This window comes from Lentzea alba, assembly GCF_011067745.1.
GTDB lineage: Bacteria > Actinomycetota > Actinomycetes > Mycobacteriales > Pseudonocardiaceae > Lentzea > Lentzea alba.
The window spans coordinates 396,513-412,917 of sequence record NZ_JAAMPJ010000005.1 but is presented as its reverse complement, the minus strand read 5'-3'; the positions used below and the strand labels follow the sequence as shown (position 1 = coordinate 412,917).

Below are 16,405 nucleotides of genomic sequence, written 5' to 3'. Positions count from 1 at the left end.
TCCGCAGGGTTCATTAGGGTAGGGCCCGTGGTGCGAAGCGACGGCCGAAACGATGACGTGTTGCGTGACATCCGGATCACGCGTGGATATCAGACCTGGCCCGCGGGCTCGGTCCTGATCGAGTTCGGGAACACCCGCGTGCTGTGCGCCGCGAGTGTCACCGAAGGCGTTCCCCGCTGGCGTCAGGGCTCGGGTCTCGGCTGGGTGACCGCCGAGTACGCGATGCTGCCGTCCGCCACGCACTCCCGCAGCGACCGCGAGTCGGTGAAGGGCCGCATCGGTGGCCGCACGCACGAGATCTCGCGCCTGATCGGGCGCTCGTTGCGGGCCTGCATCGACCTGGCGGCGCTCGGTGAGAACACCATCGTCATCGACTGCGACGTCATCCAGGCCGACGGCGGCACCCGCACCGCCGCGATCACCGGTGCCTACGTGGCGCTGGCCGACGCGGTGACGTACCTGGGCGCGGCCGGACGCCTGGCCGACCCGTCGCCGCTGTCGTGCGCGGTGTCCGCCGTGTCCGTCGGCGTGGTCGACGGACGGGTGCGGCTCGACCTGCCGTACGAAGAGGACTCGCGGGCCGAGGTCGACATGAACGTCGTCGCCACCGACGCCGGCACGTTGATCGAGGTCCAGGGCACCGGTGAGGGCGCGACGTTCGCCCGGTCTACTTTGGACCGCATGCTGGACGTGGCGCTGCTCGGGTGCGCCGAGCTCAACCGCCTGCAGGCCGCCGCGCTGGCCGAGCCGTACCCCGGCGTGCTGCCGGAGCCCAAGGCGAGCAAGCGATGAAGCTGCTGCTGGCCTCGCGCAACGCGAAGAAGCTGCGCGAGCTGCAGCGCATCGTGGTCGCCGAGGGCCTCGACGGCATCGAGGTGCTGTCGCTGTCCGACGTGCCGGAGTTCCCCGAGGCGCCCGAGACCGCGCCCGACTTCGAGGGCAACGCGCTGGCCAAGGCCCGCGACGCCGCCGCGGCCACCGGCCTCGTGTCGGTCGCGGACGACTCAGGGCTCGCCGTCGACGAGCTGAACGGCATGCCCGGCGTGCTGTCCGCGCGGTGGTCCGGCAAGCACGGCGACGACGACGCCAACCTGGACCTGCTGCTCGGCCAGCTCGGCGACGTGCCGGACGAACGCCGTGGTGCGGCGTTCGTGTCGGTCGTGGCGATGGTCGTGCCCGGCGGCGAGGAGGTCGTCGTGCGCGGTGAGTGGCGCGGCACGTTGCTGCGCGCGCGGCGCGGGACCGGCGGCTTCGGCTACGACCCGATCTTCGTGCCCGAGGGCTACGAGATCACCTCGGCGGAGATGACGCCCGAGGAGAAGGACGCGGAGTCGCACCGCGGCCGCGCGTTGAAGCTGCTGGTCCCGTACCTGCGCAAGCTGGGTTAGTTCACGCTGCGGCGTGTGCGTGGGACGCGACCGACACCACGCACACGCCCGCCGCGATCAGGGCCATGCCGCCCAGCATCGCGAGGTTCAGCGGGTCGGAGAACAGCACCCGGCTGGTGATGGCGACCAGCGCGATGCCCGCGCCGGCCCAGATCGCGTACGTGATGGCGACCGGCAGGCCCATCCGGATCACCACCGACTCCAGGTACAGAGCGGTGAGGAACCCGGCGCCGAGACCGACGACCGGCCACGGTTTCGTGAAACCGTCGGAGTACTTCAGACAAAGGGTTGCGAAAACTTCCGCGCCCACGGCCACGGTCAGCAACATCCATTTGAGCATTGAATTTTCCCAGCACGAAATGCACGCAGCCGGACGCATGCGTGTTTGAGTACGAACGGACGACAGGGCTCAAACGCCCAGGTCAACCGCCGCGCGTGGGAAAGTGGACGCGCAAGACGAAATCAGACGGGATGTCGGGACCGCGAGGTGCCGTCAAGCGACACACGGTGTATCACCCTCACCGGAACAAGGGGCGGCATTTGTTGCACGCCCTCACCTCGACCATACCCGAGGAAGGGGCCGCCGCCGCAAGACTTGCGGCGGGCGGCATCACGTTCGGTGGAAATTCAGGCCGGGAGTTCGCGCAACAGCTTGGCGACGTGGCCGGTGGCGCGGACGTTGTACATGGCCTTGACGATCTTGCCGTCGGGGCCGACGAGGAACGTCGAGCGGATCACGCCCTGCACGGTCCTGCCGTAGTTCTGCTTCTCGCCGAACGCGCCCCACTCGACCAGGACGGACTTGTCCGGGTCGCCGAGCAGCGGGAAGGTCAGGCCCTCCGCGTCGCGGAACTTGGCGAGCTTCTCCTGCTTGTCGGGCGAGATGCCGACGACGGCGTAGCCGAGGTCGCCCAGCTGTGCGAGGCTGTCGCGGAAGTCGCAGGCCTGCTTGGTGCACCCCGGCGTGCTCGCGGCCGGGTAGAAGTACACGACCACGGACTTGCCGAGGTAGTCGGACAGGGACACCGGCTTGCCCTCGCTGTCGGGCAGCGTGAACGCGGGCGCGGTGTCGCCGGGCTCGAGACGACTGGTCATGCCTGAAGAGACTAGGCCTGGCCCTCGAAGAGCGTGGCGGCGTCCTGCCCCTGTCCACCGGGCTGGATGCTCAGCTGGATCTGCACCGGCTGCTCGGACACCGCGAACGCCAGCTGGATCTGGGTGTCGCGGCCCGGCGGCAGTTCCGCCACGGCCGCGGCGAGGCCGTTGAGGCCCTGCACGGAGTCGACCAGTTCGGGGACCGGGTCGCCGTTCGCCGTCGCGCGCACGGAGAGCTGGGACGGGCGGTAGGACGCCTTGGAACCGTTGTAGACCGTGATGGTGAAGACCGCGGTGCGCTTGGCGGGCGGGATGGCCGTCTCGGACGGTGACAGGGATCTGGGCGCGGACACCACGACGGACAGGCCCGAGGCCCACACGCGCTGGGTGCCGAAAGCGGCGGCGCCGGACGCGCTGGGCGTCTCGGCACGTTGTTCGACGGTCAGGTTCTCGTCCGTGGTGACGGCGACGCTGGGGCCCGCACATCCCGCCACGGCCAGCAGCAGGCACAGGCCCGCGGCCGATTTGGCGAACTTCACGAACTCCCCTTTCCCACCCCGGCGGTGGGTGTGAACGACTCCCGTCAACTGTGACGGTGCCGAAGGGGTGGTGGGGACCGAAAAGGGGCCTTGACGCGGACCTGGTGCCAGGCCGTGGCCGTCTCGTGATGGGCGGCGTGGGCGGCGCCACAGAGTGCGCCGGCCCCACGCCGTCCAGCGGCTTCTTCCGCTTGGAGAAGCTAGGGAGCGCGTCGGGGGGCGTGCGCGCTCACACCGATCATCGCCCACGGTGTGTCTGGCGCTACAAGCGGAGCTGTTTATCACCCGTTCAGACCAGCGTCAGTCGTACGAAACGTGAAGGTCACGCCTGGCCGACTCACGTATGTGCGGCTGAACGGCCCATCGACGGCATCCGTTCGGCCACATCGCTGAGCAGTTCGAAGGAACGGAGCCGGTCCTCGTGCCCGTGCACGATCGTCGTCACCATGAGCTCGTCGGCGGCCGTCGACTCCATCAACTCGTCGAGTCCGGCGCGGACCGTTGAGGGGGACCCGATGATCTGGGTGGCCATCCGGTCCTCGATCACCAGCTCGTCGATCTCGGTGTACGGGTAGTCCGCGGCCTCCTGCGGCGTGGCCAGTGGCGCCGGGCGGCCCTGGCGCAGCCGCACGAACGAGAGCGCGCCGGGGCCCGCGATGTAGCGGGCGTGCTCGTCGGTGTCGGCCACGATCACCGAGGCGCACACCATCGCGTAGGGCTCCTGGAGGACCTCGGACGGCCGGAAGTGCCGCCGGTACAGCTCCAGCGCCGGCAGCGTGTTCTGCGCACTGAAGTGGTGGGCGAACGCGAACGGCAGGCCGAGCATCCCGGCGGCCTGCGCGCTGTAGCCGGACGAGCCGAGCAGCCAGATCGGCGGCTTGTTGCCGGCGGCGGGCACGGCGTTGAGCTCCGCGGTGCCCTCGAAGTACTTGATCAACTCGGTCAGCTCCTGCGGGAAGTTCTCCGCGGAGAGACCGGCCTCGGTGCGCCGCAGCGCCCGCGCGGTCTTCTGGTCGGTGCCGGGCGCGCGGCCGATACCGAGGTCGATGCGGCCGGGGTGCAGCGCCTCGAGCATGCCGAACTGCTCGGCGACCACCAGAGGGGCGTGGTTGGGCAGCATGACGCCGCCCGAACCGACGCGGATGGTCGACGTCGCGTCCGCGATGTGCCCGATCAGGACGGCGGGCGCGGAGGACGCAATGCCGGGCATGTTGTGGTGCTCGGCGAACCAGTAGCGGTGGTAGCCGAGTCGTTCGGCCTGCTGAGCGAGTTCCCGCGAGTTCCGCAGCGCGGTCGTGGCGTCCGATCCCGACGTGATCGGGGCGAGGTCGAGAACGGACAGCGGGATCTCACTCAGACGGCTCATGCATCGATCAACACCGATACTTGGTGACTTCTTCCGTGACCCGGGTAACTCGTTTCGAGGCCTGCTGCCAGGTGGTGCCCTCCGGGTGCAGGGTCAGCACCGCGACGATGCTGAACAGGCACGTCCCGGACGTGTGCATGGCAGGCGACTTCAGGTCCAGCTCCGGCTCGTCCGCGTCCAGCAGCAGGCGCGGGCGTCGCTTCGCGACGCACGGCTCCTCCGGGTCGCCGAAGCCCGACCAGCCCTGCTTGAACGCAGGCTTGAAGGTGGCCGACGGCAGCCCGAACGACTGGTCGAAACCGTCAGAGGCGCACTTCGTCGCTCGCTGCAGGTGCCCCATGATCGTGCGCCGGACCGACGGCTTCGCCTTCTCCAGCACGTAGCGATAGGTCTTCACGACGTCGGACGCGCTCACGGCCGTGTAGCCCCACATGCCGCGCCGCTCCGGCGGACGCGTGTCCTCAAGGCCGATGCGTTCGGCCGTGCGCACGACAAGCTGTTCCCAGCCGTTCTCGACCCACAGCTCGCTCGCCGCGTTGTCGTCACTGGAGCGCAGCATCGGTTCGATGCGCGGGTCGTCACCGCGCGTCTCCAACTGCTCGATCGCGATCAGGATCTTCACCAGCGAGGCGGACCTGATCGGCTTGTGCACATCTTTGCCGGTGAGGCGGTGGGTGATCCGGTCGTAGACCGCGTAGGACTCGGACGGGGTGGGCGCGGGTTCGACGGGTGCGGGCGCTCCGGCGATCATCGCCAGCGTCAGGATTAGGTGCACGCTGCCGGAAGTTAGCGGTGAATGACTCGTTCGTCACACGGGGGCACGGACCGGAGCGCGCTTTCGGTTGACCATGACGTGACGGATGTGGTGGTGATCGGCGCCGGACAGGCAGGCCTGTCCGCCTCGTACTTCCTGCGCAAGCGCGACGTCGACCACGTCGTGCTGGACGCGAACTCCTCGCCCGGTGGCGCGTGGCTGCACCGCTGGCCCTCGCTGCGGATGAGGACCGTGCACGGCATTCACGAGCTGCCCGGCATGCCGTTCGAGCAGCCGGCGCCGGAAGAGCGCGCGAACGAGGCGATCCCGTCCTACTTCGCCCGCTACGAGCAACTGTTCGACCTGCCGGTGGTGCGGCCGGTGAACGTCACGCAGGTGCTGGACGACGGCGCGTTGCTGAAGGTCGAGACCTCCGACGGCGTCTGGACCACGCGGGGCCTGATCAACGCGACCGGCACGTGGCGCCGCCCGTTCTGGCCGTACTACCCCGGCCAGGAGACGTTCCGGGGCCGTCAGGTGCACACCGCCGACTACCAGGGGCCCGAGTCGTTCGCCGGCCGGCGGGTCGTGGTCGTGGGCGGTGGTGCGTCGGCGACGCAGTTGCTCATGGAGATCGCCCCAGTTGCACAGGAGACGCGGTGGGTGACCCGCCACGAGCCGGTGTGGCGCGAGGGACCGTTCACCGAGGACTACGGCCGCTGGGTCGTCGGCATGGTCGAGGAACGCGTCCGCGCCGGGCTGATCCCGCGCAGCGTGGTGAGCGTGACCGGGCTGGCGCTGAACGAGGCGACGCGCGTCGCCATCGCGTCCGGTGTGCTGGACCGCAAGCCGATGTTCGACCGGATCACGCGTGATGGTGTCGTCTGGGCTTCCGGTGAGCACTTCGACGCCGACGTCATCCTGTGGGCCACCGGGTTCCGGCACGACCTGGACCACCTCGCGCCGTTGCACCTGCGTGCTCCTGGCGGCGGCATCCAGGTCGACGGCACGCGCGTGGTCGCCGATCCACGCATCCACCTCGTCGGCTACGGGCCTTCCGCCAGCACGATCGGCGCGAACCGGGCCGGACGCAGCGCGGTGCGCGAGCTGATGGGCTACCTGGGTCAACGGGTTTCCGCCACCTGACGCCGTTCGGGGTGCCAGGATGCGGCGGTGGGCTCTTTCAAGGTCGATCCCGCGGCCGTCGCCGGGCTGGGGCAGTTGGTGCAACGGCAAAGCCAGGGCATCGCCGGCTACCTGACGGCACTGGAGCACAACGCGCTCTCCGACCAGGGTGACGGCTTCTTCGAGCTGATCAGCAACCAGCTCGTCTACCTGCGCTACTACGCCCACGCCAACACCCGGCAGGCGCTGAGCCTGGCGGGGAACTCGGCTCTGCAGCTGCGCGACACCGCCGCGTTCTACGTGGCGACCGACAACTCGGTCGAAGCACGCCTCGACGGCACGTACCGGCCTGTCACGTCGGTCGACCGCGAGCGCTCCTCGCTGCCGTGCGAGGTGACCCAGAGCGGTTTCGGCGACGTGCACGACGTGAGCGGTTACCAACCGCCGACCTCGGTGGACCTCGAACAGGACCTGGGCTGGCCAGTGGACCTGGAGGAGCGGCTCGACGCCCTCGGCGACCTCGTCTCGACCGGCGCGAAGATCGGCATGCTCCTCGAGACCGTCACGCACTGGAACCCGTTCGAACGCGCCGCGCTGCTCGTGTCCGGCGACTGGAACGCGATCCACCGCGAGGGCCTCATCATCGCCGACACCGGCAAGGCCTTCGACCACATCGCCACGAACATCGACCGCGGCCGCTTCAACATCCAGTCGGCCTGGGACGGCAACGCCGCCGCGGCCGCCGAGAACTGGCTCGACGAGTACGCCCGAGCCTGCCGCGAGCACGCCACGTACTGCCGTGAGGCCGCCGAGAAGATCCGCAACCTCGCCGAGGCCGTCTACCACCGCGCCAAGTCGCTGGAGACCGCGCTCGGCACGCTCGTCGACCTGGTCGGCGAACTGATCTCGCTGAAGAAGATCAACTCGATCCGGGCGACCATCGCCGCGGCTGTCGACGAGGCGCTCGACTTCGCGACGGGGACCGGGGACTTCAAGGACCTCCTGAAGGCCGTGAAGGTGTGGGCGGGGGAGGCGACCGCCCTCACCGACCTGATCTTCGCCACCGCCCACGAGTTCTCGGGGATCGTGGCGGCGGCCAAGGGACAGGGCGAGGTCGTGGCGGCGCGGTGGCCTTGTGCTCCTTACGACCATCCGGGGGTCTGAGTCGTGCTGAACCCGTTCGACACCTCGGTGGGCCGCCAGGCCCGCCTCACCGAGTTCCGGATCCTGGCGGCGTCGGGTGACGGGGTGCTCGCGGACTTCGCCAAGGAGGTCGTGGCCGGCCGTGCCGAACCGCGCGAGCTGCTGACGACCGGCTGGGTGGTCGAGGGCTGGATCGACGAGCTGCAGGCCGAGGCCGAGCGGTTCCGCGACTCCCCGGAGGCCGCGCAGGAGTGGTCGCTGGAGCAGGCGCAGGCCTTTCTGGACCAGCATCTCGCCGGTGTCGCGTCCCTCGACGTCGAGGCGATCGAGGCGGTGCTGACGCGGCCGGCACCGGTGACGCCGGTGGCGGACGAGGACGACGAGGAAGGACCGCCGTTGCTCAAGGACGCTTGGTAGCGGCTGTCTTGCGCTTCGACAGGCGGGTGACCACGAAGACGGCCACCACGATCACCGCGAGTGCCAGGACCGCCTTGGAGGCCAGGCCCACGTAGTCCTCGACCAGGTGCCAGTTGTCGCCCAGCAGGTAGCCCGCCAGGATCAGGGCGGTGTTCCAGATCAGGCTGCCCGCGGTGGTGTAGGCGAGGAACGGGGCTAAGCGCATTCGTTCGATGCCGGCCGGGATCGAGATCAGGCTGCGGAACACCGGGATCATGCGGCCGAAGAAGACGGCGCGGTAACCGTTGCGCAGGAACCAGGCCTCGGTCTTGTCCACATCGGACACGCGGACCAGGGGCATGCGGGAGGCGATGCGGCGAACCCGGTCGCGGCCGAGCAGGGCGCCGAGCCAGTACAGGAGTACCGCGCCCGCCACGGAGCCGAACGTGGTCCATCCGATGGCGGCCAGCAGCGACATCTTGCCCTGGGCCGCGGTGAAGCCGGCCAGGGGCAGGAAGACCTCGCTCGGCAGCGGCGGGAACAGGTTTTCCAGAGCGATGGCCAGGGCCGCTCCGGGTGCGCCGGCCGTTTGCATCAGGTCGGTGACCCAGTCGACCAAGTTCATGGGGTCCAAGGTACGGATTGGACGGACCGGGGACATTGGGGTGAACCGCAGAGATGGGGTGGGGAAAACCCCACCCCATCTCCGGGGAAAACCACTAGGAGCAGCGAATCCTTGCGTCGGCCCAGGATGCGTGGTCGTTCTGGGAGCCGTCGCCGCCGTCCAGAACGCGCAGCGTGAGAGTGCTCACGCCGGTCACGTCCACGGCCAGATCGCGGGCCGGGGTGCGCACGCCCAGCAGGCCCGTGTCGGCCAGGACCACGCCGTCACCGAGCACCTGGAACGACACCGTGCCGCCGACTCGTTGCCGGGCGACGTCCAGGCCGGCCTCGTCGTCGACGCCGACCGATGCGGCGAAACCGGTGCAACCAGAACCCAGTGCGTAAGTGATCTCGGACGATGCATGAGTACCGAGGCCCTTGCCGTAGGTCACCCGGCGAAGAGCGATGCCCCGGCCGTCACCGGCCGCGGTGCCGCCGTTCGTCAGGTCCTTCTCGACGGGACCGTCACCGCCGGTCGCCGACACCCACGGTCGATCGCTCAAATAGGACCAGGAGTCCGAAAGCGGCCGCACCAGGTGCACCCGAGCGGTTTTCTCGGACTCCACACCGCCGTTGAACGACGCCACCACAGGGATGTCGAAGTAGCCGTACGACGAAGGCTGAGCGGGCGGCACGACGGTCCAGGAGCCCGACAACGCCTGCCCCGGACGCACGACCCGGGCAGAGACGGGAGAACCCTGCACCGACCACCCCGCGGGCACGCGCGGCGCCAGCGTCACGCCGCGCACGTCCGTGCGAGTGGTGAAGAGTCCGGTCACGGTGAACCCACGAGCGGAAGCCGAGACCGAGGTCGAAGGCACAGCAGACACTGGCCGCTCACACGTGCGTGAGCCCGCACGGCAGGCGATAGCGGCGAAACCGCCGTTGGCCGCCACGTCCAGCGTCAGCACGTCCCCGGAACGCACGGTCCGTGACTCGCGCACGAGACCGGAGGGACCGTCACGCGTGATCTCCACCAGCCAGCGCCCGGACGGCAGCGAGAACGGCACCGAAACGGTCCGCGCCGCACCGGAGTAGCCGCCGCCGAGGAACCACCGGTCCCCGGACCGTCGCGCGAACACCGAGTGGTCCGCGGGACGGCCGGACAGCAACCGGGTCTCGTCCCAGGCCGTCGGCACCTGGTCGACGAACCGCTCGGCGACAGGTCGTGCGGCGTAGTCCTCGGGACGTCCGGCGAGGTTCGCGAGGCCCGACTCGTAGATCACGGTCAGCGCCAGCTCGTGCGCGTCGGAGGTGGTGCGTGACGGGCGGTGCCAGGCCAACGGCGTGTAGTCCATGCCACCGACGACACCGCGCGTGAACGGCAAGGCGGTCAGGTGTGTTCCGGTGAGGCCGGAAGACTTCTCACCGCCGTGTACGGCCTCCATCGTCATGACGTGCGGCCACGTGCGGTGAATGCCGTGCGGGATCGTCGAGCCGTGGAAGTTGACCAGCAGGTGGTGCTGGGCGGTCTCCGCGAGAATCCGGTCGTACCAGCGGTAGCGGTCCTGGCCGTCGGAGTCCATGAAGTCGATCTTCACGCCCGCGATGCCCCACTTCTCGAACAACGCCAGCCGGGCGGCGCTCTCGGCGGGCGTGTCGAGCTCGTCGTAGTGGATCCAGAGGTGGATCTTCACCCCGCGAGCGCGGGCGTAGGAGACCAGCTGCGGGATCCACGACGTCTGCTCCCACGTCGGGTCGTAGTCCCAGTTCGGGTCGAAGTACCAGCCGGCGTCGACCAGCGCGTACGGCCAGCCGTGCGCAGCCGCGTAGTCCACGTACTGCTTCTGCATCGCGAGGCTCTGACCTGCCTCGCGGCCACCGGCGAGCCAGCTCCAGAACACCTTGCCGGGCTCGATCCACGACGTGTCGCGCACCTTTGACCGCGGTGCGAGGTCGTCCACGAGAGTCGAAGACGACACGTCTGCCAGGGAACCGACAACAGCGGTGCGCCACGGCGATTGCCACGCGCCGTCAACGAGCACCTTCTCGTCCCAGTACTTGATCGCGTACGACGACGACCCAGCCGTGTGCACGAGCCGCGCACCGGAGTGCCGACCGTCCACAGCGGACTCGGTGAGCAGTGAGTACACGCCGTTCGTCTCGAACAGCGCCGGATGCAGGTACTCCGCGGTCTCGGCGTTCACCGCGTTGGTCTCCACGAACGGGTTTTCGTAGTCACGCCGGTACTTGGCGATCCACGCGGTGGCACTCGACGGCACGACGAACGCGGACGTCTCGCGCAGCACGTTGCCCAGGCCCGCCGGCAGCTCGTAGCGGTAGGCGACGCCGTCACGCGCGGTCCGCACGATGAGGTCCAGACGGGCGGCACCGGCGAACCTGTAGCGCTCCTCTTTGTGCATCACCGTGCGCTGACGTTGCTTGCCGGACGAGGCCGTGTAGTGCTCGACCACGCGTCGTTCGGTCCGTCCAGTCAACCGCAGACCGGTGGAAAGATCCGCTCTTTCCGTCGCCACGCCCAGGGGGCTCGGCTCCAGGACGGTGGTGCCGCCACGGGTCACCGACAGCGTCGGCACCCCGTTCGGCACGGTCACCACGGCCTTGGGCCAGACGGCGGTTTGCGCTGCTGCTACTGGGGTTGTGACGCCCGCTGTCAGGGCGATGACGAGTGCTCCCGCCGCGCGCAGGCGCACGGTAGACAATCGCATGTCCAGTCCTCCAAGACGTCGGTCGCGGCGGCGACAGATCCGATGTATACGCGCTGCGGCGCCATTGGTCCACAACCCGGACGGAAAGGCTTTTCCGGCCGGTGACCGGGTGACTACGATGAGTTCGATGGCCGAATCGGTGGGAACGTGTGCGAACTGCGGCGCCGCGACCGCCACCTCCCGGCGCAAACACGCGCGGTACTGCTCGAACGCCTGCCGGCAGCGCGCCTATCGGCAGCGGGTGAACGAACCCGTTACGGCACTGGACAGTTTCATCGGCCGCGGCGACGAGCTGTCCTGTCTCACCACGCTCCAGGACACTCGCGTGCTCACGCTCATCGGCCCGGCTGGTGTCGGGAAGACCAGGCTGGCCAAGGAGTTCGCGGGCGACGCGGCATGGGTCGAGCTCGCGCCGGTGGACCGAGGCGTGGCGCGGGCCTGCGTGACGGCGCTCGGCATCGGCGAGGTCGCCGACGAACCCCCGTTGAGCACCCTGGTGCACGCGCTGGCGGACAAACAACTGCTGCTAGTGCTGGACAACTGCGAACACGTCGTGGCGGAGTGTGCCGCCGTGCTGGAGCCGCTGCTGCTCGGCTGCCCGGAAGTGCGGGTGATCGCCACGAGCCGGGAACCGTTGCGGGTGCCGGGCGAGGTGCTGTTCGCGGTGCGCCCGTTGCCGCTCAACTACGCGGTGGAGCTCTTCACCGACCGCGCCCGTTCGAACCAGCTGGGCCTGCGGCTCGACAACTCGGAGGTGCTGGCCGCGTTGTGCGCACGCCTGGACCGGCTGCCACTCGCCATCGAGCTCGCCGCGCGGCTGGTGACGGTGCTGCCGGTGCCGGAGCTGCTGGCGCGCCTGGACGACCGCCTGGAGCTGCTCAACCGCGGCAACCGCACCGCCGCCGAACGCCACCAGAGCCTGCGCGCGGCGATCGAGTGGAGCTACGACCACCTCAGCGCCGACGAGCAGCACGTGTTCCGGTGTCTCTCGCAGTTCCCCGGCGGCTTCGGGCTGGACATCGCGGTGGCCGCCTGCGGTCTGCCCGCGGACCGGGTGCTGGCGCTGCTGTCCGCGCTCGTGACCAAGTCGCTGCTCACGCCGGCCGGCGGCGGCCGCTTCGAACAGCTGGAGTCAGTCCGCCTGTACGGCCGCGAAAAGGTAGCCGAGCTGTCGCCCTGAGCCGCTGGCCCAGAACCGCCCAGAAGAATGCCCGCCACCCAACCAGCGCCAGGCCCTCGCCAGGCCACACCAGGCAAGCGGCAGACCCCCGCCCTGCCAGCGCCAAGCCCTCGCCCGTCCAGCGTCAGCTCATCGCCCGGCCATGCCAGACCAGCACCAGGCGAGTCAGCTGGAGGAGCGGCCGCGAAAAGGTCGCGGAGTTGTCGAACTGAGCCGCTCGCCAGAACCGGCCCGGAGGATGCCCGCCACCCAACCAGCGCCAAGCCCTCGCTGGGCCACGCCGGGCAAGCGCTAAGCCCACGCCCGCCCATCGCCAGGCCTTCGCCGGGCTACCGCTCGGCCAGGCCAGGCCCTCCGTCCCACGTCAGACCAGCGCCAGTTGGCGAGTCAGCTGGAGGAGTGGCCGCGATGGCGCGAAGCGCCGAGACGGCCGGGGGTCCGGGGGCGCAGCCCCCGGCTGGGGTGTGGGGGCTCGGCCCCCACAAGACACGGCGAGATGATCCGGCGAGCGCCCTCCGCGAGCAGGGCTCACCCATCATCGAGTGAGGTCGGGGGGACTCGAACCCCCACTGGCTGGGACCTAAACCCAGTGCCTCTGCCAATTGGGCTACGACCCCTCGCGTGGAAGCCTATAGGCCCCTCATGTACTCGCTCTCTCGGGGCGCGCACGTGGGTCGCTCGAAGCCGCGGTCCCGGCCGTCCACTACGGTTGCGGGCAGAACCGCTGCTAGGAGGACATGTGGCTCGCGATCCCGACACCATCCAGCGCGAGATCGAACAGGCTCGCATCGCGCTGGCCGCCACCTTGGACGAGCTCAGCGAGCGCGCCAATCCGCAGAAGCTCGTCGAGCAGGGCAAGTCGTCCGTGCTCGACGTGCTGAGCCAGCCCAAGGTGAAGTACACGCTGATCGCGGTCGGCGCGGTGGTCGGCTTCGCGCTGGTCCGCAAGCTGTTCCGTTAAGCGTGCACCAACGGTAGGAGCACCTGCTCGACGACCTTCTCCACGAACGGCTCGTCGAGCGGGTCGCCGGTGAGCATCAGCCGGTAGATCAGCGCCGCTCCGGCGATCTCGACCGCCATGCCGCGCGGGGCGTCAGCGCGAAGCTCGCCCCGTTCGGCGGCGCGGTCCAGGATTCCGCGCAGCACGTCGCGCTGCGAGATCAGGAACGTCTCCCGGAACGCCGCGGCCAGCTCGGGTTCGTGCGGCAGTTCGCCGACGAGTGCCTGGGCGGCTTTGCCGATCGGTCCGGAGAGGAACGCGGCGAACGACGAGAGGAACTCGCGCAGGTCGCCGGCCAGTGAGCCGGTGTCCGGTGCCGCGAGGTTCTGCGTGGCGAGCTGGGTGCACGTGTCGATCACCAGATCGAGCTTCGACTCCCAGCGCCGGTAGATCGTGGCTTTGCCCGCTCTCGCGCGAGCCGCCACGGCGTCCATGGTGAGGGCCCGGTACCCGACCTCGGCCATCACCTCGAGCGCTGCCTGACGTAATGCGTCATCCCTGCTGGCGTCGCGAGGACGGCCCCGCTGGGGGACCCTGCCCTCGTTGAACGCCGTTGTCGACACGGCCATGCCACCTCCTCGTACAAGGGCACGGCTCATGCGTGTCTCCCCGCCCCTTTGGCGGGACATCCTAGGCGTCTTACCCATGTCGCAGGGTGAGCAGCACCCGGTTGTTGCTTCGTGTTGCGGTTGGTTGGGTCTTGCGCGATGTGACCTAGAACTCCTACCTTTCCAAGTTGTCTGGACCAGGCTGCACCGCCGCGCAGCAGGACGTGAGTAGTCGTCATGCGCGGACGAGGAGCGGAAATGGTCTTTGGCAGGAGGGGTTTCATTGGGGGAACCACGGCAGCGGTGGTGCTCGCCCAGACGGGGGTGGCGACCGGGAAAGAGACCGTGTCCTCGGATGTTTTCGGCTGCGAAGGCATGTCGGAACGCGATTGGGAAAAGTTCGTCGGGGCGCAGGATCTCGTTTGGCAGAAGCCTCCGGCCCAGTACGGGCAGGCTCCGTTCCTCGGTGACGGCCGGCTCGGCAGCGTCGTGTACGCCGAAGGCAACACCGTGCGGTTCACCGTTCAGCACGCCGACGTGCAGGACCACCGCACCACCGGTGGCAGCCAGTTCGGTGTGTGCCGACTTCCTGTCGGCAACCTGAAGATGACCGCGGCGGGCACCGTCACGGCCGTCGACTGGCGCCTGGACCTGTGGAACGCGGAACTGCGTGGGACCGTGACCACGACCTTGGGCGTGATCAAGTTCGTGGTCTACGTCCACTCCACCCGTTCGGTGTTGTCGTTGCAGGTCACCGCGACCGGTACCGAGAAGCCCGTGCTGGAGTTCGTGCCGTCCAAGGCGATTCCGCCCCGGGCGGACTTCAACCCGCTTCCGGACGGGTACGTCCTCAACCCCGACCCCGTGACGAAAGCCGACGGCCGCGAGACGCTGGTGACCCAGGCGCTGAACGTGGGCGGCCAGACGGCAACCGCTTTCCGGCTCAGCACGGCCGGACGGGTGCAGCGCCTGCTGCTGTCGGTCGCGCACACCTACCCCGAACTGGCGGCGGACAAGATCGTGCTGAAGGCCGTGCGCGACGCCGCCGGGCTCGGCGGGCTGCTGCCCAGGTCGCACCGGAAGTGGTGGAACGCCTTCTACCGGAAGAGCTTCCTGTCGTTCGGTGACCAGCGGTTGCAGGCGTTCTACTGGATCCAGCTGTACAAGGTGGCGTCCGGATCACGGGCCGGCAGCCCGGTGATGGCGACGACCGGCCCGTGGCTGGAGAAGACGCCGTGGGCCGCCGCCTGGTGGAACCTCAACGTGCAGCTGGAGTACTGGCTGATCCACGGCTCCGGCCACCTGGAGCTGGACTCGATCACCAGCACGCTGAAGGACAACCAGGACCAGCTCGTCCGCAACGTCAAGGAGCCGTACCGGCACGACTCGGCGGGCGTCGGCCGCAGCACGGACGCTTCGACGTCCAACGCGGGGACGCTGTACGAGCCGGGCACGGGCGGCACCGGCGTCAAGGAGCTCGGCAACCTCACGTGGGCGCTGCACAACGTCTGGCTGTCCTACCGCCACAGCATGGACATCAGGATCCTGTCCGACGTCGTCTTCCCCCTGCTGCGCCGGTCGATCAACTACTACCTGCATTTCCTCAAGAAGGGCAACGACGGCAAGCTGCACCTCGACGTCACGACCTCGCCCGAGTACGGCGACGCCCCCGACTGCAACTACGACCTGCAGCTGATCCGGTGGGGCTGCCAGACGCTGATCGACTCGGCGCGGTTGCTCAAGATCAACGATCCGCTGGCACCGAAGTGGGCCGAAGTGCTGCGGGACCTCGTGCCGTACCCGGTCGACGAGAACGGGTTCATGATCGGCGCCGGGGTGCCGTTCGTGAACTCCCACCGGCACTTCTCGCATCTGCTGGCGACGTTCCCGCTGATGACCGTGAACTGGGACCAGCCGGAGAACCGCGCGTTGATCGAGAAGTCGTTGCGGCACTGGATGTCCCTCGAACCCGCGCACCGCGGCTACAGCTACTCCGGGTCGGGCTCGATCGCGGCGCGCATGTTCCGCGGCGACGAGGCCTACGCGTACTTCGTGAAGATGTTCGACACCACCAAGCGCTACCCGGTGCTCGAGAACACCATGTACACCGAGGCGGGCCCGGTCGTGGAGACCCCGCTGTCCGGCGCGCAGACGATCCACGACTTCGTCTGCCAGAGCTGGGGCGGCGTCGTCCGGGTGTTCCCGGCGGTGCCGTCCGCGTGGCCGGACGTCATGATCGCCGACCACTCCTGCGAGGGCGGGTTCTCGGTCACGGCCCGGCGCTCCGGTGGCAAGACCGAGTTCGTGCTCGTCCGCAGCCGCGCGGGCGAGCCGTTGGTGCTGCGGCACGGCATCGCGGGCCCGGTGTCCGTGGTGAGCCCTGTCCGGTACCACGACCGCGGCGACGGGACGCTGGAGATCCCGTTGCGCCGCGGGCAGGAAGTCCTGGTGCACCCCAGGGGCCGCCGCCCCGACCTGGCCGTCAGGCCGGTCGCCATCACGACCCCGGGCAAGCCCTGGGGTCTACCCGCGTGATGCT

The 16,405-nt window shown here is 69.2% G+C and carries 16 protein-coding genes and 1 tRNA gene; 8 read left to right on the top strand and 9 right to left on the bottom strand.

Going from position 1 to position 16,405, the window contains the following annotated elements; genetic code table 11:
• Positions 1 to 27: 27 nt before the first annotated feature.
• Both rph and rdgB read left to right on the top strand, forming a co-directional pair.
• Entirely contained in the window at positions 28 to 792 is a 765-nt protein-coding gene (gene rph / locus G7043_RS20950; RefSeq protein ID WP_166047800.1) for a ribonuclease PH, read from the top strand.
• A complete protein-coding gene (gene rdgB / locus G7043_RS20945) occupies positions 789 to 1,388 on the top strand; it encodes an RdgB/HAM1 family non-canonical purine NTP pyrophosphatase (protein ID WP_166047798.1) in 600 nt (199 codons plus the stop codon). The genes rph and rdgB overlap by 4 nt, the downstream gene beginning before the upstream one ends.
• A 1-nt stretch (position 1,389) precedes the next feature.
• On the opposite strand, the gene G7043_RS20940 is transcribed toward rdgB, so the two are convergent.
• The 5 genes from G7043_RS20940 to G7043_RS20920 all read right to left on the bottom strand — a co-directional run bounded on the left by G7043_RS20940 (position 1,390) and on the right by G7043_RS20920 (position 5,163).
• Entirely contained in the window at positions 1,390 to 1,716 is a 327-nt protein-coding gene (locus tag G7043_RS20940; protein ID WP_242642471.1) for a DMT family transporter, read from the bottom strand.
• 299 nt (positions 1,717 to 2,015) lie between these two features.
• On the bottom strand, positions 2,016 to 2,483 hold the full coding sequence (gene bcp / locus G7043_RS20935; RefSeq protein ID WP_166047794.1) for a thioredoxin-dependent thiol peroxidase: 468 nt from the start codon (positions 2,481 to 2,483) through the stop codon (positions 2,016 to 2,018).
• An 11-nt stretch (positions 2,484 to 2,494) separates the two neighbouring features.
• Positions 2,495 to 3,022 (bottom strand): hypothetical protein, encoded by a 528-nt coding sequence (locus G7043_RS20930; protein ID WP_166047792.1) that lies wholly within the window; start codon positions 3,020 to 3,022, stop codon positions 2,495 to 2,497.
• Between the two features lie 337 nt (positions 3,023 to 3,359).
• Entirely contained in the window at positions 3,360 to 4,388 is a 1,029-nt protein-coding gene (locus G7043_RS20925; RefSeq protein WP_166047790.1) for an LLM class flavin-dependent oxidoreductase, read from the bottom strand.
• Positions 4,389 to 4,395: 7 nt separating this feature from the next.
• Positions 4,396 to 5,163 (bottom strand): hypothetical protein, encoded by a 768-nt coding sequence (locus tag G7043_RS20920; RefSeq protein ID WP_207311446.1) that lies wholly within the window; start codon positions 5,161 to 5,163, stop codon positions 4,396 to 4,398.
• A 21-nt stretch (positions 5,164 to 5,184) separates the two neighbouring features.
• On the opposite strand from G7043_RS20920, the gene G7043_RS20915 reads away from it, so the two are divergent.
• From G7043_RS20915 to G7043_RS20905, 3 genes are read left to right on the top strand one after another with little or no spacing between them, the layout of a single operon-like run.
• Positions 5,185 to 6,288: an NAD(P)-binding domain-containing protein gene (locus G7043_RS20915; RefSeq protein ID WP_166047788.1), complete on the top strand. Its 1,104-nt coding sequence runs from the start codon at positions 5,185 to 5,187 to the stop codon at positions 6,286 to 6,288.
• 27 nt (positions 6,289 to 6,315) lie between these two features.
• Positions 6,316 to 7,431, top strand: a complete 1,116-nt coding sequence (locus G7043_RS20910; RefSeq protein ID WP_166047786.1) for a hypothetical protein — start codon at positions 6,316 to 6,318, stop codon at positions 7,429 to 7,431.
• A gap of 3 nt (positions 7,432 to 7,434) precedes the next feature.
• Positions 7,435 to 7,827, top strand: coding sequence for a hypothetical protein (locus tag G7043_RS20905; protein ID WP_166047784.1), 393 nt, complete (start codon positions 7,435 to 7,437; stop codon positions 7,825 to 7,827).
• Here G7043_RS20905 and G7043_RS20900 read toward each other — a convergent pair.
• Both G7043_RS20900 and G7043_RS20895 read right to left on the bottom strand, forming a co-directional pair.
• The gene (locus tag G7043_RS20900; RefSeq protein WP_242642470.1) at positions 7,811 to 8,431 is read right to left on the bottom strand and encodes a DedA family protein; all 621 of its coding nucleotides are present in this window, start codon (positions 8,429 to 8,431) and stop codon (positions 7,811 to 7,813) included. The two genes, G7043_RS20905 and G7043_RS20900, sit on opposite strands and share 17 nt — an antisense overlap.
• Before the next feature lie 94 nt (positions 8,432 to 8,525).
• Complete coding sequence (locus G7043_RS20895; RefSeq protein WP_166047780.1) at positions 8,526 to 11,138, bottom strand: glycoside hydrolase family 97 catalytic domain-containing protein; 2,613 nt, start codon at positions 11,136 to 11,138, stop codon at positions 8,526 to 8,528.
• 127 nt (positions 11,139 to 11,265) lie between these two features.
• Between G7043_RS20895 and G7043_RS20890 the strand changes: the two genes are divergently transcribed.
• A complete protein-coding gene (locus tag G7043_RS20890) occupies positions 11,266 to 12,318 on the top strand; it encodes an ATP-binding protein (RefSeq protein ID WP_166047778.1) in 1,053 nt (350 codons plus the stop codon).
• A gap of 543 nt (positions 12,319 to 12,861) precedes the next feature.
• Here the strand turns inward: G7043_RS20890 and G7043_RS20885 are convergent.
• Positions 12,862 to 12,935, bottom strand: a tRNA-Leu gene (locus G7043_RS20885).
• A gap of 122 nt (positions 12,936 to 13,057) precedes the next feature.
• On the opposite strand from G7043_RS20885, the gene G7043_RS20880 reads away from it, so the two are divergent.
• On the top strand, positions 13,058 to 13,279 hold the full coding sequence (locus tag G7043_RS20880) for a DUF3618 domain-containing protein (RefSeq protein WP_166047776.1): 222 nt from the start codon (positions 13,058 to 13,060) through the stop codon (positions 13,277 to 13,279).
• Here G7043_RS20880 and G7043_RS20875 read toward each other — a convergent pair.
• Complete coding sequence (locus G7043_RS20875) at positions 13,276 to 13,887, bottom strand: TetR/AcrR family transcriptional regulator (RefSeq protein WP_207311445.1); 612 nt, start codon at positions 13,885 to 13,887, stop codon at positions 13,276 to 13,278. The genes G7043_RS20880 and G7043_RS20875 overlap by 4 nt on opposite strands.
• A 354-nt stretch (positions 13,888 to 14,241) precedes the next feature.
• On the opposite strand from G7043_RS20875, the gene G7043_RS20870 reads away from it, so the two are divergent.
• Positions 14,242 to 16,401, top strand: a complete 2,160-nt coding sequence (locus G7043_RS20870) for a glycosyl hydrolase family 95 catalytic domain-containing protein (protein WP_242642469.1) — start codon at positions 14,242 to 14,244, stop codon at positions 16,399 to 16,401.
• Positions 16,402 to 16,405: the final 4 nt, after the last annotated feature.

What these genes read in the sequence shown, in the direction of transcription:
- rdgB (WP_166047798.1), top strand. Translation starts at nt 789, where the DNA reads ATGAAGCTGCTGCTGGCCTCGCGCAACGCGAAGAAGCTGCGCGAGCTG.
- G7043_RS20940 (WP_242642471.1), bottom strand. Translation starts at nt 1,716, where the DNA reads ATGTTGCTGACCGTGGCCGTGGGCGCGGAAGTTTTCGCAACCCTTTGT.
- bcp (WP_166047794.1), bottom strand. Translation starts at nt 2,483, where the DNA reads ATGACCAGTCGTCTCGAGCCCGGCGACACCGCGCCCGCGTTCACGCTG.
- G7043_RS20925 (WP_166047790.1), bottom strand. Translation starts at nt 4,388, where the DNA reads ATGAGCCGTCTGAGTGAGATCCCGCTGTCCGTTCTCGACCTCGCCCCG.
- G7043_RS20915 (WP_166047788.1), top strand. Translation starts at nt 5,185, where the DNA reads ATGACTCGTTCGTCACACGGGGGCACGGACCGGAGCGCGCTTTCGGTT.
- G7043_RS20900 (WP_242642470.1), bottom strand. Translation starts at nt 8,431, where the DNA reads ATGAACTTGGTCGACTGGGTCACCGACCTGATGCAAACGGCCGGCGCA.
- G7043_RS20895 (WP_166047780.1), bottom strand. Translation starts at nt 11,138, where the DNA reads ATGCGATTGTCTACCGTGCGCCTGCGCGCGGCGGGAGCACTCGTCATC.
- G7043_RS20890 (WP_166047778.1), top strand. Translation starts at nt 11,266, where the DNA reads ATGGCCGAATCGGTGGGAACGTGTGCGAACTGCGGCGCCGCGACCGCC.
- G7043_RS20875 (WP_207311445.1), bottom strand. Translation starts at nt 13,887, where the DNA reads ATGGCCGTGTCGACAACGGCGTTCAACGAGGGCAGGGTCCCCCAGCGG.
- G7043_RS20870 (WP_242642469.1), top strand. Translation starts at nt 14,242, where the DNA reads ATGTCGGAACGCGATTGGGAAAAGTTCGTCGGGGCGCAGGATCTCGTT.